Consider the following 19,231-nt stretch of genomic DNA (forward strand, 5'->3'; position numbering starts at 1 on the left):
GAGTGCGTGTATTAGCACGAAAAAATTGGCGAGCAGTTCCATGGCAGCAAGGCTACGCAATCGTGCACCGACGATGCTTTTCGCGATTTGTAGCCTTTCAGCCCACCATCAACTTTACTCCGATTGTTGCAACCGCACGGACGTCTGCCATGGGTCGATTGCGAGTGTCCGCTCATTCAGAAGCAATACCATTGTGGCCGCAACACAGATCTTCCTTGGTGCTACTCCAGCTTCGCCCGCCAGATGGATCAGGACAGGTTTTCAAGCAACTCCAGCGCCTGATCGAAATCGAAGCACTCCGCCTGCCGGACAACCCGAAGCAACTGCTCGGTCATCCGCGGGTCTGAAGCCAGTCCCTGTAGCTTGAGCAAGGCCGTCAGCGCCTGGGTGTCGCTCTCGGCCAGCAGAGACCGGGCGTGGGCCAATTGCGCATGCCACTCGCTGCCCGGTGGCGCGCTCGATGAGTCTGTGGACGATGTAGGTTCGCCGAGCACCGATAATCCTTCCAGCACCAGCGTCAGGCAGCGTTCAACCTCCGCCAGCCGGTCAGCCAGGTCCTGCTGCGCCCCATCGATCGCCCCATCGTTCAGACACGCCTGCTCCAGCGCGGCGGCTGCATTCGCCACTTCAACGGCACCAATGTTGCCCGCCGTACCGCGCAAGGTATGGGCCAGCCTGACCGTCGCCGAAGGATCGTCTTGACCTCGGGCAGCAAGAAACTCGGCGCAAAATGCCTGGTGGCTGGAGCGAAACTTACGCAGCAGGCGCAGATAGAGTTCGACCTTGCCCATGCAGGTGCCCAGACCCGCTTTCAAATCAATACCGGGAAGGCTGGCTGGCAGGCTCGCCACCGACACCGAGGTGAGCGGCGAAACGTCGGCCGGCATCGCGCCACGGTCAGCTCGCGGATGTATCCACTTGGCCAACGTGGCGAACATGTCGTCGACGTTCAAGGGTTTGGAGATGTGGTCGTTCATGCCGCAGGCCAGCGCCCGCTCACGGTCCCCCGCCATGGCGTCGGCAGTCATGGCGATCACCGGCAGATTCGCCCAGCGTGGCTGCTCACGTATCTTGCGGGTCGCGGTATATCCGTCCATCACCGGCATCTGGCAGTCCATCAACACACCATCGAAGTCTGCGTCACGCTGCAGTTGCTCGAGCGCCTCTGCGCCGTGAACGGCCAGGCACAGCTCGATCCCGGCACTCTCCAGCAGTTCACAGGCCAGCTCGCGGTTCAGCTCGTTGTCTTCCACCAACAGCAGTCGCGCGCCACACAGGCTGGCCAGGGCGCTGGCGCTCTGGCCGAATCGCTCGCTGGCCCGGGTATCGGCCTGGGGGATCTTGCCGAGCACTGTGCCCAGCGCCTCAAGCAAAGTAGACGGCGTCACCGGTTTGGTCAGCACCACCGGCAATTGAATGCCGTGCCGGCTGGCCTCTTCGCGGGCCTCATCGCGACCGAAAGCAGTGACCATGATCACCGACGGCGTTTGCGCCAGTTTGGCAGCCTGCATCTGCCGCACCGTTTCCACACCGTCCATGCCGGGCATGCGCCAATCCATCAGCACCAGATCATAGGGCAGCACCTTCGCTTCGGCCTCCACCAGCATGGTCAGTGCGGCCCGACCACTTTGCGCGACGTCCACCTCCACGCCAAAACTGCGCGCCATGCTGGACAGGATCTCCCGCGCGCTGGCGTTGTCATCGACCACCAACACACGGCTGCCCAGCAATTCGTCGGCGGTCACCATGCGCCGTAAATGGCTGTCGCGCTGCACGCCCAGGCTCACCTCGAAATGAAAGGTGGAACCATGGCCCGGCTCGCTCTCTACCCAAATGCGCCCGCCCATCAATTCCACCAGATGCCGGGAGATGGCCAGGCCCAACCCGGTGCCACCGTATTTGCGGGTGGTGGTGCTATCGGCCTGGCTGAAGGGTTGAAACAGGCGCGAGCATTGCTCGGCGCTCATGCCGATGCCAGTGTCACGTACCCAGAAATGCAGCTGCGCCTGCTCTACTGATGCGCCCCGCTGCTCTACTCCGAGCACGATCTCGCCCTGCTCGGTGAATTTCGTCGCATTGTTGCCCAGGTTGATCAGCACTTGGCCAAGGCGCAACGGATCGCCGATCAAGGCGGTCGGCAGCTCGGCATCGGTGCTGAACAGCAATTCCAGGCCTTTGTCCTCGGCTTTGAGGCCAATCATGCTGGCAAAGCCGTCGAGCACGGCCTCGAGGTGGAAGGGAATGTGCTCCAGGTGCATCTTGCCGGCCTCGATCCTGGAGAAATCGAGGATGTCGTTGATGATCACCAACAGGTATTCCGCCGAGCGATGGACCTTTTCGATGTAGTTGCGCTGGCGGTGGTCGAGTTCGGTTCGCAATGCCAGGTAGCTCATGCCGATGATGGCGTTCATCGGCGTGCGGATCTCGTGGCTCATGGTGGCCAGGAAGTTACTCTTGGCCCGGGTCGCCTCTTCTGCGGCCTCCCGTGCGCGCTGCACCTCGGCCTCGGCGATCTTGCGGTCGGTGATGTCAAAGTACCAGTTGGCCCCCATGCCCCGCTCCCCCGGCGTCATCGAGACGGCCGAAACCAGTACGTCAAAGCGTTCGCCTCCAGCGCGCTGCAGGGTGGTCTCGAAGTTCAGCACTGGACCTTGCGATGCCGCTGCGAGAAAGCGCTGGTGTGCCTGCGGGTCGACCCAGAACTGCCCCGAATCCGTACCCTCGAGTTCAGCCAGACGAGTCCCGAACAAACTGTCGAACTGCGGATTACAGTAGGTCGGACGGCCATCGACGTCCCTGATCACCATGGCCACCGGGCTGCTGTCGAGTACTGCGCGCAACTGTGCCTCGCTGGCCTTGAGTGCCGCCTGCAGATGACGGCGTTCACTCACGTCGCGCACCGAAGCGCACACGCAGACTCCGCCCCCTTCCAGGCTCGGCAAATGCGACAGGCTGATTTCTGCCGAGAACAGACTTCCGTCTTTGCGCACGCCTTGCAGGTCGTCCAGATTGGCCCCCATCTGCCGAGTGTCGCCGTGGGCGATGAAGCCCTTGCGCAGCGCGACGTGGCGCCCTCGACTGGGCAGCGGCACCAGGCGATCGATGGTCTCGCCGAGCAACTCACCGGCGCTATAGCCGAACAGCTGATCCAGTTGGCGATTGGTGCGCAGGATTTGTCCCTCGGCATCCACCACCAGCATGCCGTCCGGCGCTGCTTCGATAATCCCGCGATACCAGGCTTCGGTGGCGCGCAACGCCGATTGCTGGGTTTCGAGTGCCTGCGCCTGCTGCTCCAGTTGCAGCGCCTGTTCCGCCATTTCATTGGCCTGGCGCCGGGTTTCTGCCAACAGGGTCTTGACCGCCTGATTGCGCTCCAGAATCGCCATGGCCGCGGCCAGGCGTGGGGTGGCTTCCTGCAACAGCAACAATTCACGCTCGCCCAATGGCTCCAGCCCAGCCAGTTCGAGCACGCCCAGCAGTCGCTCGCCACGCACAATGGGCTGCAGCAGCAGGCAACGGGCCTGGACCTCGCCAAGCGGCGAGCGCAAACGCCAGAATTGTTCCGGCATCGCCTGAAACTGACGTGGCAGGCGATCCACCGCGCACTGCCCCAACAGGCCATCACCGAACATGACTTGCACCTCGGGTGGCCGCTCGGAATCGGTGGCATAGCGGCCCATCAGCAGCAGCGTGCCGGCGTCCTCCTGTGCGCTGTACAGCACCCCCTGGCAAATTCCGTGCAGGCTGGCCATGCATTGCAGGAACACCTGCGCCAGGTCGGCTGGGGTTTCTGCCTGCTGCAGATCGACCTGCAATTGGGCGGTATGCGCCTTGATCCAGCGCTGACGCTCAAGTTGTTGGGACTCGGTCTGCAGCTTGGCGATGGCCCGTGCCAGATCGCCGGTTTCGTTGTTCAGGTCGGTGTGGGGAATCGGTTGATCGAGCTGCCCGGCGGCCAAGTGGTCTACCGCCACCCGCACCCGGTTGAGTGGATTGCGGATCGACTGGCTGACGACCCAGGACAACAGCAACGCCAGCGACAAGCCACCAAACAACAGTACGTAGGTCAGCATGGTGCTGTGTTCGGCAAACTCGGCAATGTCCTTGGCCGTGTCGCGAATCGAGGCTTCCTTGACCTGGGCGATCGCGTACAAAAGGCCGTCGGCCTGCTGGGCAAGTTGCTGGAATTCACTGCTATTGAGCAGCAACAACGCCTTGTTCTGCTGGCCCTGGTCGATCAATAGAAAGGCCTGGTCGCTATGACGCTGCAACTGTTGCAGCAGCAGGTCGAACTCGGCGAGACGCGCCAGATTCTCCGCGCGCCGCAGGGTCACTTTGGCGCGGGCCACAGCCTGTTGCAGGCGATCCTGGGTATCACGCAGCTGCTGCAGGGATTCGATGCGAATCTGCGCGCTGTCGGTGCCCACCGCACGCTGTAGTCCTTGCAGCATATGAGGCAGTTGCACCCTTGCTTCCTGCAAGTGCTCCATGCCGACCAGTTCCTGCAGGTAGAGGTTCTGCATGTCCTGCTTCAGCGATTGCTGGGTGCGCAGGCTTTGCACGCCGAGCACCAGCACCAACAGCAGCAGCGCTGCAAAACCCAGGATCAGTTTGTGACGCAGCGCAAGACGCTCAAGCAGGGTGCGCAATCCGGCCATGACCTGTCCTCGTGGACCTGACGAAAACACTGATAAAGGGCAGTAGCGGGTTCACGGAGTCTGGCCGATACGCTCCAGGGCAGCCCGCTTGCCGGCCATGTCCTGTTCGGTATCGGCGAAGCGCTCGGCAATGGTCTGGAACTGTTCAACGCAGACCAGGAAGGCGTCGCAGATGTCCGGGTCGAAGTGCGTGCCTCGCCCCTGGCGAATAATCTCGACGGCCTGCGCGTGAGGCATCCCCGATTTATAGACCCGACGGCTGATCAGCGCGTCATAGACATCAGCCACTGCCATCAACCGGGCGCTGACGGGGATGTCGTCACCCGCCAGCCCTTGCGGATACCCACTGCCGTCCCATTTTTCCTGGTGACTGTAGGCAATCTCCTTGGCCAGGCTGAGGAACTCGGCGCGAATGCCGAGCTGATCCTCGGCATGCTGGATGGCGTCGCGTCCCAGCGTTGTATGAGTCTTCATGATCTCGAATTCTTCCTCGGTATAGCGTCCCGGCTTGAGGAGGATATGGTCGGGAATGCCGATCTTGCCGATGTCGTGCAGCGGTGCCGACTTGAACAGCAACGCGATGGTGTCCTCGGTGAGAAAGTGACTGAAACGCGGATGATCACGCAGATGCTCGGCCAGCACCTTGATGTAATGCTGGGTCCGCCGGATATGGTTGCCCGTTTCGTTATCGCGAGTCTCGGCCAGTGAAGCCATGGCCTGGATCGCCACATCCTGGATCGCAATCACCTCGCGGGTCCGGCGCGCCACTTCCTGTTCCAGATAGTCGTTGTGATCACGCAGGAAGTCTGCCGCCGCCTTGAGCTTGAGCTGGGTATCCACCCGCGCCAGGACCAGCGCCGGCCTGATCGGTTTGGTGATGTAGTCGACAGCCCCCAGTTCCAGGCCATGGATCTCATCTTCGGTCGCGGCCATGGCCGTCAGAAAGATGATCGGAATGTCGCGGGTACGCGGGTCGCGCTTGAGCTGCTGCGCCACTTCATGGCCGGACAGCCCAGGCATCATCACGTCAAGCAGGATCAGGTCCGGGAGTGTGTCGCCCTGTAGTACGCGCAAAGCCTTTTCACCGCTATTGGCGGCCTTGACACGGTAGCGATCCTTGAGCAGTTCCGTCATCAGCATCAGGTTATCGGGCGTGTCATCGACCACCAGGAGGGTCGGCGGCCTGTAATGACTCTGTTCGGCACTCATGACGGGGGGCTCCCTTGCCAGACATGGACCATCCCGAGGCAACATTTCCACTGCCGCCCCAGCGCAAGAAAGCTTAGCTGCAGTTCTCCAGGGCTGCCGTACGGCTGTCAAACTGCCAAACCGACTCAGGCTGCAGCCATTAACTCCAGCGGTTATTTGGGTGAGGAGCATTCGTTCTATTGGGCTTGGTACAGGTAGCTAATCTACTGAACTTGAGAGGGAGCAACCTTCAGAAAGGCGAAAGCATATGGACGAAAACTTGATCGAAACCGACTACCTGATCATAGGGGCTGGCGCGACGGCCATGGCTTTCGTCGATACGCTACTCAAGGAAACCAATGCACGCATCATCATGGTGGATCGACACGACCGACCTGGCGGGCACTGGAATGATGCCTACCCGTTCGTCCGATTGCACCAGCCCTCGGCCTTCTATGGCGTCAACTCACGCGAACTGGGCAGCGGAACGAAAGACCAGGCGCAACTGAACGAGGGCTTGTATGAGCTAGCCTCCGGCGCCGAGGTGGTGAGCTACTTCGACCAGGTGATGAATCAGCATTTTCTGCCGTCAGGTCGAGTCCGTTACTTCCCCATGTGCAACTACACCGGCAACCGCATTGACGATCACCGCTTTACCTCGCTGGTCAGCGGCGCAAACCATCAGGTCCGGGTGCACAAAAAGGTGGTGGACGCCACCCATGCCCAGACGGCAGTTCCCTCGACCCACCCGCCCAGGTACAGGGTGGAGCCCGGCGTACAATGCGTGCCACTGAACGACTTGCCGAATATCCAGCACCCACACTCTGGCTACGTAGTGGTGGGATCGGGCAAGACCGGGATCGACGCTTGCCTGTGGTGTCTGCAAAACGGTGTTGCGCCCGAAAACATCTGCTGGATCATGCCGAACGACCCATGGTTGATCGACCGGGCCAACCTGCAACCTGGCCTCGACAGCTTCGAACGAACAATCGGCGGCCTCACGGCACAATTTCAGGCCATCGCAGCCGCAGTCTCGATCCCGGACCTGTTCTCCAGGCTTGAGGTGGCGGGCCAGCTCCTGCGCGTGGATAAGTCCGTCGAACCCACTGCTTACCGCTGCGCCACCGTCACACGGGCGGAGTTACGTGAGCTTCGACGCATCGACAACATTGTGCGCCTGGGGCGGGTGCGAGTGATCGAGCCAACGCGCATCGTGCTCGAGCAAGGCAGCATCGCCACGAGCCCAGGTGCCCTGCACATTGACTGCAGCGCCAGTGCCATCCCGTCACTGCCTGAAATGAAGGTGTTCGACGGCGGCAAGATTAACCTGTTGATGGTAAGCAGCTGCCAACCCTTGTTCAGCGCGGCCTTGATCGCTTATGTGGAAAGCCACCTGGCCGATCAAGCGCAAATGAACGCGCTTTGCACGATGGTCCCCCCGCCTCACGTTCCCACGGACTGGATCAGAATGTGGGCGGTCTACCTGGGTAACCAACTACGCTGGGGAGAGCATGAAGGCCTGACCCGCTGGATCAGGCAGTCGCGCTTATTCTTTCTGACTGCGGTGGTCAGGGGCTTGCAAGAAACCGATACCGAGAAACTGGCACAGCTGCATCGGCTCTCTGTCAGCAGGCAGCAGGCTCTGGCGAATCTGCCGCGGTTGCTGGGGTCCATCGCTTGAATTGCAGGAAGCGCACATGAACGAGCCACACCTCGAAATGCTCGACATCAATGGCATCCGCATGCAGGTCGCCATCCAGGGTTGCGGTCCGTTGGTCTTGCTATGCCACGGATTCCCGGAGCTGTGGTACTCGTGGCGCAACCAGCTTGCTGCGCTGGCGGCCGCCGGCTATAGAGCGGTAGCACCAGACATGCGTGGCTATGGTGGCACCGATGCGCCGGCCGAACCCGACGCCTACACCACACTCCACCTGGTAGGCGACATGGTGGAGTTGGTCAACTCACTCGGCGAGCAGCAAGCCGTGATTGTCGGCCATGACTGGGGCGCGCTGGTGGCCTGGAGCGCAGCATTGATGCGGCCCGATCTGTTCCGCGCAGTGGTCGGCATGAGCGTTCCCTTCTCGCCTCCGGGGCGCGAGGAGCTCCTGGGCACGCTTGCCTCGTGGGGTATCAGCGACTTCTACATCCAGTATTTCCAGACGCCGGGTGTGGCCGAGGCCGAGCTGGAGAGGGACGTCGAGTCGTCGATCCGGCGCATCTACTTCAGTGGCTCGGGAGACGGGCCCGATGGGCCGGTGTTTGGCCGGCTGCAGCCGGGCCAGGGATTCCTGGGGGGGATGATCGAGCCCGAAACCCTGCCAGCCTGGCTAAGCCTTGAGGATATTGCCTACTACACCCGCGAATTCACCCGCAGCGGATTTCGCGGCGGCTTGAACTGGTACCGCAACATGACGCGCTCATGGGCACTGCTGGCACCTTGGCGCGGTTGCATTATCCGGCAGCCGTCGATGTTCATTGCCGGGAGCCGCGACGACGTGCTGAAGTTTCCGAGCTCCCCGCGGCAGATCGAAGCTTTCGCGCAGACACTGCCGGGCCTGCGCGGGTGTCATATCCTCGAAGGTGCCGGCCACTGGATACAGCGAGAACGCGCGACCGAGGTCAATGAGTTGCTACTGGGCTTCCTGAAAAAACTCTGATCAGGAGGTTCAATGTTTACCCATAGTGGGAGGGCCGGTATGGCACCCCTGAGAACCACGCCCGCCAAAGGACGAAACCTGACGGCGGAACTCGTCGCTCGCGTTGAGCGATTCGAGCCCGATCCCGGACCCGAGCCGGGCACGACCGAACACACCGAAGCAGAGTTTGATGCGATGGTGGAAGCACTGTTGTTCGAATACAAACCGCAAGAGCTTTGGATCTTTGCTTATGGCTCACTGATCTGGAATCCGGAGTTCGATTTTTTGGAGAGCCGTAGCGCCACCGCCTTCGGCTGGCATCGATCGTTCTGCCTCAAACTGACTCGCTGGCGCGGCACGCGCGAGTTGCCAGCCCTGATGTTGGCCCTCGACCGGGGCGGAAGCTGCAATGGGTTAATATACCGGCTTCCAACGCAAGACCATTCCAAGCAATTGGGACTGTTGATGGTCCGGGAAATAGACGCAAACCCACCGACCAATGTTCCGCGCTGGATTTCGGTTAAAACCGAGTCCGGGATATTGCGTGCATTAGCCTTTGTCGCAGCACGCGACGGAATGGCCTATGCCGGAAAGTTGCCCATGGAAAAGGTGGCCCATGTATTGGCTCGCGCAGCCGGGCACTGGGGCTCGGCGGCCCAATACCTGTTCCGGACTGTGACAATGCTGGAGGAGCATGGCATTCGGGACCGTAATATGTGGCGGATACAAAGCCTTGTCGCACAGGAAATCGAAGACTCCCTGCTTGCTGCGCAATAACCAGGTTGGGCGAGCGAATCCCGCGATGCTCGCCCCTTGAGGATTATCCACGCTGAGTCGAAGCAGATCCGAATCATCACCCACCGTGGGAGCCAAATCTTTTCTTGTGAGTAAAGTCGAAGTAACGAGCAGCACAGTGACAGCACCGGACAAGGCAATTACAATTTGATTAACATATAGCGACTTGAGCGATTGAATACCCCATGGAAAGCAAGACTGCGCGCCTCACTGTGCTCATTGATCCCGTCAAGAAAAAAGCCTTCGAGGAACTCTGTGCAGCACAAGACCTGACGCCCTCTCAGGTTGTCCGTCAACTGATTCGTGACTACCTGGACACCCACGGTGCCACCTATTCGACCAAAAGCAAGCATGCCGCCAGTACCAAGTCATAACCTGACACGGGCGGTAAGCCTCTAGAGGGTCGACGGACCCTCTGCGAGACTGACCGCTTTAGCCAGCGCGGTGTTGAAATCGGCGTGGTAATGCTCCGTGCCGATTTCTTGCAAGATACCCACCCTATCGAGCTTGCTTAGCACCTTCGTGTTCGCTTCGCAGAGTTTCACCACGATATTGCGCTTGTGCAATTGCTGAATGACCTCCTCCAGCACCTGCAAGCCAGTGATATCCATAAAAGGTACACGCTTCAAGCGAATAATCAGCAGGCGTGGATCGGTATGGGTCTGCGCCAAGACACGCTCGAAGGTCTCAGCCGCGCCAAAGAACAATGGCCCTTCAATCGTATAAATCAATGTCCCTGGCGGCAGGCGAATGTGCCCATTGGCCCTCAGCTCTTCTTCAAGCTCGTGCTCGATTACCTGTTGCACCTCCACAGATGAGGCCATGCGGCGCATGAAGTGCAGCATCGCAAGAATGACGCCGATATTCACGGCGATCACCAAGTCACTGAACACTGTGAGGCTGAAAGTGATGAGCAGGATAGCTACGTCTGCGCGTGGGGCCCGCTGGACCATGCGTTTGAAGTGCTTCAACTCGCTCATGTTGTACGCGACCACGAAAAGAATGGCGGCCAGGGCGCACAGTGGGATGTCTGAGGCCAGAGGTGCCAGAAACAGAATAATAAGCACCAACGTGACCGCGTGCGTAATGCCGGCCAGCGGGCTCGTACCGCCGTTACGGATATTGGTTGCAGTACGGGCAATGGCTCCGGTAGCTGCGAATCCGCCAAACAATGGCGTGACCAGGTTAGCCACTCCCTGACCGATCAGCTCCTGATTGGAGTCGTGTTTAGTGCCCGCCATGCCATCGGCCACCATTGCGGACAGCAGCGATTCGATAGCTCCAAGCATGGCGATAGTGAACGCCGGACCGATCAAATCGATGACGCGAGACAGCGTGATTTCAGGCAGGCTCAACGCTGGAAGGCCTTGAGGTATGCCACCAAATGCGCCGCCAATCGTGGCTACCCCCTCGAAATGAAAGGTTGACTGTATCGCCGTAGCTACCGCCATTGCGACTAATGGGCCAGGTACCCGTTTGAGTCCGGGAATTTTGGACGCGGTGATGACCAGGAAAAGACTAAGTACCGCCAGCAGGGTCGTGGCCATGTGAAGATCCGGGAGCGCCTGGAGCAAATGCCAGAGCTTTTCATGGAAATGCTCTCCACTGATCTTCGGTAAACCGAAAAAGTCTTTCCACTGTCCGACCCAGATGATCACGCCGATGCCTGCGGTGAATCCGACGATCACCGGATCGGGGATAAACTTGATGATTGCACCCAGGCGGGCCATCCCCAGCAATAACAGCATGGCCCCCGCCATCATCGTGGCGATTTGCAGACCGTCAACACCATGCTTGGCCGTGACCCCCGCCAGAATCACGATGAACGCACCTGTCGGCCCGGCAATCTGCAAGCGGCTTCCGCCAAAGAGTGAAACCAGCAGACCACCGATGATTGCGGTGTAGATGCCTTGCTCAGGTTTGACGCCAGATGCAATGGCAAACGCCATTGCAAGGGGGAGCGCCACGACCCCGACGATCACGCCAGACACCAAATTGCGCAGCCAATGCTCTCGCCCCAACAACCCCGCCTTCCATGCCTCACCTATCGCAATCATGGCTAGCTCCTCAGTGGATGCATGTGCATAATATTAACATACAGTGATAATTGAAATGCCCTTGATCCACTGCTTCGTGCGGCTGGAGATGTTTATAGAGAAAGTTCAGATGGAGCTGGGCGGGCATGCACTGCAATTAGAGAATCTTGAGAGCGCGTGTAGCGTGGTGACTGACATGAATCGTAAAGCTGTGAAAAGCAAACACGCCGAAGGCGTGACCTTTGACACCCATGTGATCGCAAACCCGACCAACCCCAAGGAGTGGATCGTGTTTTTCAAGAAGGACGCCGGGAGAAGTTATTTCCTGGTTGATGACAACGAGGAAGTCGAGTCTTTCGGGCATCTGGATGACCTGATCGCCGAGCTTCGAGACTTGGGCCTCAAGACCGCTGAAATCCACTTTTAAGCCTTGGATCAAGCCCTGGAGACATGATCATGTCAGTGAAAATCGAGTACCTGTCCAGTCAAAGCGAAGCTCTTTGGTCTGTATGTTTTGGCATCAGACGAGTGCAGTTTCGGCATGAAAAAAGTGCTCACGATTTTGCTGCCAAGCTCAAGGAGAGAATCGAGGCTCCGCATGTTTACCCTCAACGTGATCCGCCAGCGGAAGGATTTAGCCAATCTGTTGCGTCGACCGGTTGAATCCACAGTCGATTGCCGCCCTTCGACAGCGGCAGAAATCGGCCCAGAGTGTGTAAAAACACTTTCGTATCTGGGATGCCTAAGCCCAGCGCTCTCGGGCGAGGCGATTACCTAAACATTTGCCATGATTAGCACCGGTAGCGCTGCAAAGCGTTTATGAAGCGCTTTAGCGCCTCTTGGAGCAGCAAAAGCTGGGGCTTTTACGCCGCCATCGCCTTCAGCAAGCCTTCTGTACCGATGATTTTCAAGACTCGTTTCATGTTGTAGGCGAGCACATTGAGGCTCATCTCCGCGCTGACTCCGACCAACTTACGAGTCAGGAAGTGCGTCGAGCCCATCCATTGTTTGAGCGTCCCGAAGGGATGCTCAACAGTCCTTTTTCGGACTCGCATCATGTCAGGTGCATGGTTCATTCGACGCTGCATTTCCTCCAGCACGGCCTCGTGTTCCCAGCGACGGACTCGCCGCTCCGTACTCGGTGTGCACTGGGGTTTTAGCGCGCAACTCTGGCAACGTGAACTCCAGTAACAGTGCATATTCATGCCTTTCTCAACGCTTGAGAAGCGCAAGATCAGTGCTTCTCCCGCCGGGCAGACATATTCGTTTTTCGTCGGGTCATAAATGAAGGCATCTTTGTTGAATCGTCCTTCCGCCTTGGCACTGGAGGTCATTGGCTTTGGTACATAGGCGGTGATGTTGGCGTCGTGACAGGCAAGGATTTCCTCGCCCTTGAAGTAGCCTCGGTCAGCTACTACCGATAGCGTTTCTGAGGCCATCGCTTCCCGAGCCTGCTTCGCCATCGAGCTGAGTTGGTCTCGGTCAGAACCAGCATTGGTGACCTCGTGAGCCACGATCAAATGGTGCTGGGTATCGACCGCTGTTTGCACGTTGTAGCCAACGATTCCGTTGCCGCGTGTCTTCATCGAACGGGCGTCAGGATCGGTCAGTGAGACCTGTTTGTCAGGGGATTCGTTGAGCTGAACCTCGATCACCAGAAGCTCTTTCATTTGAGTTTTAAGTTTCGCGATTTTCTCTTCCAGACGCGTGGCATCTAGCTCGGAGGCAGTTGGAACCTTCCGATCAGCCGCATCAAGCGCAGTCAGGTAACGGTTGATGCTCGACTCAATTTCTTCCATTCGCCGCTTCAGTTTGGCGCTGGTGAAGTTGCGGTCACGATTGTTCACCGCCTTGAATTTACTGCCGTCGATAGCGATCAGGTTTTCCTCGAAAAGCCCCAACTGCTGGCACAGCACAACGAACTGGCGGCAGACCCCACGAATGCCTTTGCTGTTGTCTTTTCGGAAGTTGGCGATGGTTTTGAAGTCGGGCATCAAACGCCCGGTTAACCACATCAGCTCGACGTTGCGCTGGGCTTCTCGCTCAAGGCGTCGGCTCGACTGAATGCGGTTGAGGTAACCGTAGATATAGATCTTCAGCAGGATCGCAGGGTGGTATGCAGGTCTGCCGGTTTCGGCTGGAATGACGCCATCAAAACCCAGCTTGGCCAGGTTGAGTTCATCGACGAAAACGTCAACCACGCGTACCGGATTGGTATCGCTGACATAGTCGTCGAGGCATTCGGGAAGTAAGGTGCTTTGACCTCGGTGTTCACCCTGGATAAACCGTTTCATGGGTTTCCCTTGCGATGAAATTCTCAGAAATCATAGCAAGGGTTTGTCCGGGCGTTTTTACACACTCTGGGCCATGACCTGCCGTTAAGCGCGCGGCTCGAGTTCTTGGGCAAGCCCGATCAGAATTCCTTCGGGGCCCCGAATGTAGCAGAGCCTATACGTGTCTTCGTACTGGACCACTTTGCCGAGGAGTTCCGCGCCGCGTTTGTGGAGCCTTGCGAGCGTGTCGTCGATGTCCTCCACGGTGAACATGACGCGTAGGTAACCGAAAGCGTTCACCGGAGCGCTGCGGTGATCGGCGACAACAGGTGGTGCGAGGAATCGGGACACCTCTAGCCGGCTATGACCGTCCGGCGTACGCATCATGGCAATCTCGACGCGCATGTCGCGCAATCCAGTGACGCCATCTGCCCAATCTCCTTCGATCGGGGCGCGCCCCTCGAGCTCGAGGCCAAGTTCGGTGAAGAACTCAATGGCGGCGTCAATGTCTTCTACAACGATGCCGACGTTGTCCATACGCTTGACCGTCATGATGTCTCCTTGGCACCTAACGTCATAGTAGCCGAGCCCCTAGCTTGGCATTCCCAAGTTAGACGACGAAATAAACTGGACCAGCGGGTCCGATAGAAACAGCGAGAAACGGTGCCAAGACGCTTGTTGGGGATTTTGATCGGCGCGTGTTGGTGGTGCGTGCTGGCAAGGACGGCAAAGTCCAAGTGGCGATGTTGCCGCAATCGCTTGATGGTGATTGCTACCCTTCACGACAGGCACGTATCGGCCAGAAGCCGTCAGTGGACGGAGCAATAACCAATCAGTAGCTATGCTTGGTTTGTTGCCAGTTTCTGGTAGCAACATCGTGAACGGAGGCGTTTGAGATGCAACTCATCACGTTGAAAATCGAAAAGCCGGATGTGACGAACTTCATTTTGGGTCAGACGCACTTCATCAAGTCCGTCGAGGACATCCACGAAGCACTGGTTAATGCCGTGCCAGGTATCCAGTTTGGCGTGGCCTTTTGTGAAGCCTCTGGAAAATGCATGGTGCGATGGTCTGGCACCGATACCTCAATGATCGAACTGGCACAGAAGAATGCGAAAGCCATCGCCGCAGGCCATAGCTTCATCATCTTCCTGGGCGACGGTTTCTATCCGCTGAACGTGTTGAACACCATCAAGATGGTTCCAGAGGTATGCCGTATTTTTTGTGCAACAGCCAATCCAACCGAAGTGATTCTCGCCGAGACACAACAAGGGCGAGCAATCCTGGGGGTAGTGGATGGCTTCTGTGCCCAAGACATTGAAGGCGATGAAGACATCCTGTGGCGCAAGAACCTGTTGCGGCAGATTGGCTACAAGTTGTGAATGGCAGAGCGAGCACGCCCGGCCCTGCGTACACTGCACGGGGTGCTGGCCTGACGCCTATGCAGGGTGCCCTGCAACCCGGCATCACTCCCTGTCCAGCGCATCGATGATAGGGCATACGGCCCCGCCGCCGCTTACATCGCATTGCCGCACCAGTCCGCCCAGCACCTGCTGCATTGCTGCAAGGTCGGCCATCTTCTGCTCGATCAGGGCCAGCTTGCGCACGGCCAGTGCCCGAGTCTCGCTACAACTGCAGGCCGCATCCAGTGTCAGCAGTGCGCTCACCTCATCCAGCGTGAATCCCAGCGCCTGTGCCCGTTTGATAAAGCGCAGCCGTTTGACCTGCTCCGGTAGATAGCACCGATAACCGCCGAGCGGCTTTGGCGGCTCATCCAGCAAGCCGCGTCGCTGGTAATAGCGAATAGTCTCGATGTTCACGCCGGCAGCTTGCGCCAACTTGCCGATACTCATTCCTGTCGCCATCACACGCCTCTTGATTCTGTACCTGGGTACGGAGTGTAAAGTCACTCTAGGTTAGTTCGATTCAATGGAGAAGACGATGGCGCAACAAATCGGCAAAAGCTCACTGATCGCGGGCGCGTTGGCCGCTATCAGTGCGTCGGTGTGTTGCGTCGGACCACTGGTACTGCTGGCGCTCGGCGTCAGCGGCACATGGATCGGCAACCTGACGGCGATGGAAGCATACCGGCCCCTCTTCATCGGCTTGACGCTACTGTTTCTCGGGCTGGCTTTTCGCAAGCTCTACCTGATGCCACAGGTCTGCGCAGCGGACGCGGCCTGCAGTCCGCGCACCATTACACGTCAGCGGATGGTGTTCTGGATCGTCACTGGGCTACTACTTGGCCTGTTGGCCGTTCCGTGGTTTGCCCCACTGTTTTATTGAAGGAACCTCGCCATGCGCAAACTGCTGATCGCCGCACTCACCGCCTTGTCCCTATCCGTGATGGCCGCTCCCGTAGAAACCATCAGGCTCGACGTGCAGAACATGACCTGTGCGGTATGTCCGATCACGGTCAAGAGATCGCTGGAGCAGCTGCCCGGCGTGAGTTCCGTCAAGGTCGATTTGGCCGAAAAGGTGGCCATCGTCACCTATGACCCCGATAAAGCCAATCCCGAGGCGCTGACCAAAGCGACGACGAATGCGGGCTATCCCTCCACCGTGCACAAATGAGGCAACCATGAGTCCCGTCATCCTCGAATCCGTGCTGACCTGCCCGCATTGCAGTTTCGCCAAGCAGGAAGCCATGCCCACAGATGCCTGTCAGTATTTCTACGAATGTGGCAATTGCAGGACTCTGCTACGCCCAAATCCCGGTGATTGCTGTGTGTTCTGCTCGTTTGGCTCGATGAAGTGCCCGCCGATCCAGGAGCAGAGCGGATGCTGTGGCATTCAGACGAATGTTCCTCCACATGTGGGGAATCCCATTTTTGGGGGGGGGAGATTTAGGGTCAGCTTTCGTCTGAAGGAAGTAGCCTGGAATGCAGCGCTAAAGGCCCAAGGCTTGCGGCCAGGCGTCTTTCACTCAAATGGCTTGATTATTGCATTATTGCTCATACGAGCTCCCAACTTACCAGGCACCCATGTAAAAACAGCGGTTATGGGAGGTGTGTCATGTGGAATCAACCTCTGATGCTGGTGGTGATCTACCTTACTATCACCCTCAGCATCGGCTGGTTGTGGTCGGCTGCTATCCTGTATTGGCTTTGAACCAATGGGAAAAGTGAATCACCACCTGATTTTATAAACACAGATGACCGGCAGCTATGGCCAAAAGCAGACGCCCGATGATTTTTCGCAAAGCAGAGCGCCCGCTCACCGCTATGACTCTGAATCGCCCCACCCTTCCAGGATGTTTAATGCATCAGTCGTCGTTGTTGTCGCGATCGCGGTAGCGACGGTGATCGCGATCATAGCCACGAGAATCATAGTCACGAGAATCATAGCCACGACGATCATAGCGGCGGTTATAACCTTGATCATCGTCATCCCTTTGGTCGTAACCACGTCGATGATCATGGTCGTGATATCGGCCGTACCTTTCTCCATCATCCCAGTGAGGGCCACAGCCTCCCAACAACAAGAAACTGAAAATGGCCAGGATCGTGATGACTGCGCGATTCATGGGAACGCCCTAAACGTCGGAGGTATTGAAGGGTTATGGCTGCTGGAAATTTTCATCCGGACAACGTTCAGCCGTGGTTATGACCACTAAGTAACTTAATGATTCCTTTGGAAAATACAGACAAGTGATGGTCACACTCGTGAACTAATAGCCCTTGGACCTGTCGACCAGATTTAACAAAGGCATCCCCTCGCTCGCTCTTCGCAGGTTCTCGATTATCACCGCCACACCCCTTCAATCTGCACATCGCTCCGCGAACGACAGGCTATTGCCATGACAAAACGGCAGTGATCGAAGGAGCCAGGAAGCAAACCGACGACTTGATGTGGCCGTCATCCCTTCCAGTCACGGACTCGGCTCGTCGTCCCAATATGCGAAGAAACTGTCCTGCTACACCCATGGCATCGCGCCCGGGACACCTACTATAGGACCGGCACCCCTGCCCAATCAGCAGGAGGCAGTTACCTAAAGCGGATGCACCTATTGCGCGCCGCCGTACAGCACGGATTGGAGACAACAATGACAAAAGTCGCCGCAACCCAAAACGCTCCTTCACCCCTCACCCCCTCGGCACCCGCCATTATCCGGTCGTCAGTGCGCCAGCATTCGATCAAGGTGCAGATTTGCTCCCCCGCCATCGGTGCCGAACTCAGCAACGTCAACCTGGCCGACGCCGCCCAGGATCCCGAACTGATCGCAGAAATCAGGGCGCTGTGGTTGAAGCACAAAGTGCTGTTCTTCCGTGACCAGGACATCACCCCTCTGGAGCAACAGCACTTCGCCGCGCAATTCGGCGAACTGGAAGCCCACCCCCTGGCGCCGAGCCATCCGGAGGCGGACAAGCTGCTGATGCTGTATCGCAATCTCGATTTGAGCAAACCCAAGAGCTATGTTGAAAAGGCCAGCCGCGAAAACCTCTGGCATGCCGATGTCACCTACAAGCAGGCGCCGCCCCGCGGAGCGGTATTGCGCTGCGAGATGGGGCCGGAGGCCGGCGGCGATACCCTGTTTTCCAACATGGTGATGGCTTACGAAAACCTGCCGCAGGCCATCAAGCAACGAATCGACGGCCTGTACGCAAAGCATGGTGCCGAGCAGACCTTTGGCGCCCAGTTGCCACGCGAAGAACGTCATGCGATGGCCGCGAAGAACCCTGCCGCTGAACACCCGGTGGTGCTTACCCATCCAGAGACTGGCGAAAAGGTCTTGTTCGTCAACTCCGCGTTCACGACCCACTTCTCGAATTTCTTCAACTTCGAGGATATCCGCTACGGCCAGGACTTCATGCCAGAGGCTCATCATCTGATGAACTATCTGATGTCTCAGGCCGCCATTCCTGAGTACCAGGTACGTCTGAAGTGGCGAACCAACACGATTGCCATGTGGGACAACCTGCAAGTCCAGCACTACGCGGTGGCTGACTATGGCAATGCACCCAGAAAGATGCTGCGCGCCACCCTCGCGGGTACCCCGCTCACCTGATCCGAACAGTCTCCCCAGATAAACCGGGGCACCCGACCAGCACAAATTGTCGGGCGGCCCTGGCTGCCGACGAAAACTCGATCTGAACCGCATCATTGGAGAAATGACATGCTCTACGAACACGTCGACACCGCCGTCATCGATGGCGAATCGCTGCCGTGGATTCCCTTTACGCCCTACGCGGAAAACGTCCTGCTCAAGTACTTCAAGCTTGACCCGATCCGCGGTGAATGGATCGTCATGATGAAGTCGCCGATCGACATGCAACTGCCCAAGCACCATCACACGGGTACGGTGATGGTCTACACGATCGAAGGCCAATGGAAATACAAGGAGCATGACTGGATCGCCGGCCCTGGCAGCATCGTGTACGAGACTGCCGGATCGACTCACACGCCTGAAGTCGTCAGCACGGGAAGCACAGACGGATATGTGCTCACGTTGGTTCAGGTTAATGGCGATCTCGCGTTCCTGGACGGCAACGACAACATCGTTGCGCTCGAAAACTGGAAGTCTGGATTGCATCGCTATCTTGCTTATTGCGAGCAGCATGACATCGCGCCGAAAGACCTGACGGCATTCAACTGACCCGGATTTCATAGGGAAACCCGGCGCCTCTCTTCAAGGGGCGACCGGG

Annotated in this window: 19 protein-coding genes; 12 read left to right on the forward strand and 7 right to left on the reverse strand. The window is 58.2% G+C overall.

Annotation, left to right across the window (positions count from 1 at the left end):
- Positions 1 to 248 precede the first annotated feature (248 nt).
- Both AC3ITY_RS19260 and AC3ITY_RS19265 read right to left on the reverse strand, forming a co-directional pair.
- Positions 249 to 4,658, reverse strand: coding sequence for a response regulator (locus AC3ITY_RS19260; RefSeq protein WP_489304400.1), 4,410 nt, complete (start codon positions 4,656 to 4,658; stop codon positions 249 to 251).
- A gap of 51 nt (positions 4,659 to 4,709) precedes the next feature.
- Positions 4,710 to 5,867, reverse strand: coding sequence for an HD-GYP domain-containing protein (locus tag AC3ITY_RS19265; RefSeq protein ID WP_489304401.1), 1,158 nt, complete (start codon positions 5,865 to 5,867; stop codon positions 4,710 to 4,712).
- 247 nt (positions 5,868 to 6,114) lie between these two features.
- Here AC3ITY_RS19265 and AC3ITY_RS19270 point away from each other — a divergent pair, with 247 nt between their 5' ends.
- From AC3ITY_RS19270 to AC3ITY_RS19285, 4 genes are all read left to right on the forward strand, one after another.
- On the forward strand, positions 6,115 to 7,527 hold the full coding sequence (locus AC3ITY_RS19270; RefSeq protein WP_489304402.1) for an NAD(P)-binding protein: 1,413 nt from the start codon (positions 6,115 to 6,117) through the stop codon (positions 7,525 to 7,527).
- Between the two features lie 16 nt (positions 7,528 to 7,543).
- Positions 7,544 to 8,503 carry an alpha/beta fold hydrolase gene (locus AC3ITY_RS19275; RefSeq protein WP_489304403.1) on the forward strand — a complete coding sequence of 320 codons (960 nt, stop codon included), beginning with the start codon at positions 7,544 to 7,546 and terminating at the stop codon, positions 8,501 to 8,503.
- Positions 8,504 to 8,542: 39 nt separating this feature from the next.
- Positions 8,543 to 9,259 (forward strand): gamma-glutamylcyclotransferase, encoded by a 717-nt coding sequence (locus AC3ITY_RS19280; RefSeq protein WP_489304404.1) that lies wholly within the window; start codon positions 8,543 to 8,545, stop codon positions 9,257 to 9,259.
- A gap of 203 nt (positions 9,260 to 9,462) precedes the next feature.
- Positions 9,463 to 9,651 (forward strand): ribbon-helix-helix protein, CopG family, encoded by a 189-nt coding sequence (locus AC3ITY_RS19285; RefSeq protein ID WP_046043116.1) that lies wholly within the window; start codon positions 9,463 to 9,465, stop codon positions 9,649 to 9,651.
- Between the two features lie 21 nt (positions 9,652 to 9,672).
- On the opposite strand, the gene AC3ITY_RS19290 is transcribed toward AC3ITY_RS19285, so the two are convergent.
- Entirely contained in the window at positions 9,673 to 11,334 is a 1,662-nt protein-coding gene (locus AC3ITY_RS19290) for a SulP family inorganic anion transporter (protein ID WP_489304405.1), read from the reverse strand.
- Positions 11,335 to 11,509: 175 nt separating this feature from the next.
- Here AC3ITY_RS19290 and AC3ITY_RS19295 point away from each other — a divergent pair, with 175 nt between their 5' ends.
- The gene (locus tag AC3ITY_RS19295) at positions 11,510 to 11,740 is read left to right on the forward strand and encodes a hypothetical protein (protein WP_032828974.1); all 231 of its coding nucleotides are present in this window, start codon (positions 11,510 to 11,512) and stop codon (positions 11,738 to 11,740) included.
- 29 nt (positions 11,741 to 11,769) lie between these two features.
- A complete protein-coding gene (locus AC3ITY_RS19300) occupies positions 11,770 to 11,976 on the forward strand; it encodes a hypothetical protein (protein WP_489304406.1) in 207 nt (68 codons plus the stop codon).
- Between the two features lie 200 nt (positions 11,977 to 12,176).
- On the opposite strand, the gene AC3ITY_RS19305 is transcribed toward AC3ITY_RS19300, so the two are convergent.
- Positions 12,177 to 13,607: an IS1182 family transposase gene (locus AC3ITY_RS19305; RefSeq protein ID WP_489304407.1), complete on the reverse strand. Its 1,431-nt coding sequence runs from the start codon at positions 13,605 to 13,607 to the stop codon at positions 12,177 to 12,179.
- A gap of 84 nt (positions 13,608 to 13,691) precedes the next feature.
- Positions 13,692 to 14,138, reverse strand: coding sequence for a VOC family protein (locus AC3ITY_RS19310; protein WP_489304408.1), 447 nt, complete (start codon positions 14,136 to 14,138; stop codon positions 13,692 to 13,694).
- A 344-nt stretch (positions 14,139 to 14,482) separates the two neighbouring features.
- Between AC3ITY_RS19310 and AC3ITY_RS19315 the strand changes: the two genes are divergently transcribed.
- Positions 14,483 to 14,968: an adenosine-specific kinase gene (locus AC3ITY_RS19315; RefSeq protein ID WP_489304409.1), complete on the forward strand. Its 486-nt coding sequence runs from the start codon at positions 14,483 to 14,485 to the stop codon at positions 14,966 to 14,968.
- Between the two features lie 84 nt (positions 14,969 to 15,052).
- Here AC3ITY_RS19315 and merR read toward each other — a convergent pair whose 3' ends face one another.
- On the reverse strand, positions 15,053 to 15,451 hold the full coding sequence (gene merR / locus AC3ITY_RS19320) for a mercury resistance transcriptional regulator MerR (protein WP_489304410.1): 399 nt from the start codon (positions 15,449 to 15,451) through the stop codon (positions 15,053 to 15,055).
- A gap of 76 nt (positions 15,452 to 15,527) precedes the next feature.
- Here merR and AC3ITY_RS19325 point away from each other — a divergent pair, with 76 nt between their 5' ends.
- Genes AC3ITY_RS19325 through AC3ITY_RS19335 form a run of 3 tightly spaced genes read left to right on the forward strand, consistent with a single transcriptional unit; the run spans position 15,528 to position 16,620 of the window.
- Entirely contained in the window at positions 15,528 to 15,872 is a 345-nt protein-coding gene (locus AC3ITY_RS19325) for a mercuric transporter MerT family protein (RefSeq protein ID WP_489304411.1), read from the forward strand.
- A gap of 12 nt (positions 15,873 to 15,884) precedes the next feature.
- The gene (merP, locus tag AC3ITY_RS19330; RefSeq protein WP_489304412.1) at positions 15,885 to 16,160 is read left to right on the forward strand and encodes a mercury resistance system periplasmic binding protein MerP; all 276 of its coding nucleotides are present in this window, start codon (positions 15,885 to 15,887) and stop codon (positions 16,158 to 16,160) included.
- 7 nt (positions 16,161 to 16,167) lie between these two features.
- On the forward strand, positions 16,168 to 16,620 hold the full coding sequence (locus AC3ITY_RS19335) for a GDCCVxC domain-containing (seleno)protein (RefSeq protein ID WP_489304413.1): 453 nt from the start codon (positions 16,168 to 16,170) through the stop codon (positions 16,618 to 16,620).
- Positions 16,621 to 16,851: 231 nt separating this feature from the next.
- On the opposite strand, the gene AC3ITY_RS19340 is transcribed toward AC3ITY_RS19335, so the two are convergent.
- Positions 16,852 to 17,112 carry a hypothetical protein gene (locus AC3ITY_RS19340; protein WP_489304414.1) on the reverse strand — a complete coding sequence of 87 codons (261 nt, stop codon included), beginning with the start codon at positions 17,110 to 17,112 and terminating at the stop codon, positions 16,852 to 16,854.
- Positions 17,113 to 17,721: 609 nt separating this feature from the next.
- Between AC3ITY_RS19340 and AC3ITY_RS19345 the strand changes: the two genes are divergently transcribed.
- The gene (locus AC3ITY_RS19345) at positions 17,722 to 18,594 is read left to right on the forward strand and encodes a TauD/TfdA dioxygenase family protein (protein WP_489310941.1); all 873 of its coding nucleotides are present in this window, start codon (positions 17,722 to 17,724) and stop codon (positions 18,592 to 18,594) included.
- 108 nt (positions 18,595 to 18,702) lie between these two features.
- Positions 18,703 to 19,182: a 2,4'-dihydroxyacetophenone dioxygenase family protein gene (locus AC3ITY_RS19350; protein WP_353740918.1), complete on the forward strand. Its 480-nt coding sequence runs from the start codon at positions 18,703 to 18,705 to the stop codon at positions 19,180 to 19,182.
- Positions 19,183 to 19,231: the final 49 nt, after the last annotated feature.

It is taken from the genome of Pseudomonas sp. GL_091 (assembly GCF_057837725.1).

What these genes read in the sequence shown, in the direction of transcription:
- AC3ITY_RS19350 (WP_353740918.1), top strand. Translation starts at nt 18,703, where the DNA reads ATGCTCTACGAACACGTCGACACCGCCGTCATCGATGGCGAATCGCTG.
- AC3ITY_RS19325 (WP_489304411.1), top strand. Translation starts at nt 15,528, where the DNA reads ATGGCGCAACAAATCGGCAAAAGCTCACTGATCGCGGGCGCGTTGGCC.
- AC3ITY_RS19340 (WP_489304414.1), bottom strand. Translation starts at nt 17,112, where the DNA reads ATGAATCGCGCAGTCATCACGATCCTGGCCATTTTCAGTTTCTTGTTG.
- AC3ITY_RS19315 (WP_489304409.1), top strand. Translation starts at nt 14,483, where the DNA reads ATGCAACTCATCACGTTGAAAATCGAAAAGCCGGATGTGACGAACTTC.
- AC3ITY_RS19310 (WP_489304408.1), bottom strand. Translation starts at nt 14,138, where the DNA reads ATGACGGTCAAGCGTATGGACAACGTCGGCATCGTTGTAGAAGACATT.
- AC3ITY_RS19290 (WP_489304405.1), bottom strand. Translation starts at nt 11,334, where the DNA reads ATGATTGCGATAGGTGAGGCATGGAAGGCGGGGTTGTTGGGGCGAGAG.
- AC3ITY_RS19305 (WP_489304407.1), bottom strand. Translation starts at nt 13,607, where the DNA reads ATGAAACGGTTTATCCAGGGTGAACACCGAGGTCAAAGCACCTTACTT.
- AC3ITY_RS19285 (WP_046043116.1), top strand. Translation starts at nt 9,463, where the DNA reads ATGGAAAGCAAGACTGCGCGCCTCACTGTGCTCATTGATCCCGTCAAG.
- merR (WP_489304410.1), bottom strand. Translation starts at nt 15,451, where the DNA reads ATGGCGACAGGAATGAGTATCGGCAAGTTGGCGCAAGCTGCCGGCGTG.
- merP (WP_489304412.1), top strand. Translation starts at nt 15,885, where the DNA reads ATGCGCAAACTGCTGATCGCCGCACTCACCGCCTTGTCCCTATCCGTG.
- AC3ITY_RS19265 (WP_489304401.1), bottom strand. Translation starts at nt 5,867, where the DNA reads ATGAGTGCCGAACAGAGTCATTACAGGCCGCCGACCCTCCTGGTGGTC.
- AC3ITY_RS19270 (WP_489304402.1), top strand. Translation starts at nt 6,115, where the DNA reads ATGGACGAAAACTTGATCGAAACCGACTACCTGATCATAGGGGCTGGC.
- AC3ITY_RS19275 (WP_489304403.1), top strand. Translation starts at nt 7,544, where the DNA reads ATGAACGAGCCACACCTCGAAATGCTCGACATCAATGGCATCCGCATG.
- AC3ITY_RS19300 (WP_489304406.1), top strand. Translation starts at nt 11,770, where the DNA reads ATGTCAGTGAAAATCGAGTACCTGTCCAGTCAAAGCGAAGCTCTTTGG.
- AC3ITY_RS19280 (WP_489304404.1), top strand. Translation starts at nt 8,543, where the DNA reads ATGGCACCCCTGAGAACCACGCCCGCCAAAGGACGAAACCTGACGGCG.
- AC3ITY_RS19260 (WP_489304400.1), bottom strand. Translation starts at nt 4,658, where the DNA reads ATGGCCGGATTGCGCACCCTGCTTGAGCGTCTTGCGCTGCGTCACAAA.
- AC3ITY_RS19295 (WP_032828974.1), top strand. Translation starts at nt 11,510, where the DNA reads ATGAATCGTAAAGCTGTGAAAAGCAAACACGCCGAAGGCGTGACCTTT.
- AC3ITY_RS19335 (WP_489304413.1), top strand. Translation starts at nt 16,168, where the DNA reads ATGAGTCCCGTCATCCTCGAATCCGTGCTGACCTGCCCGCATTGCAGT.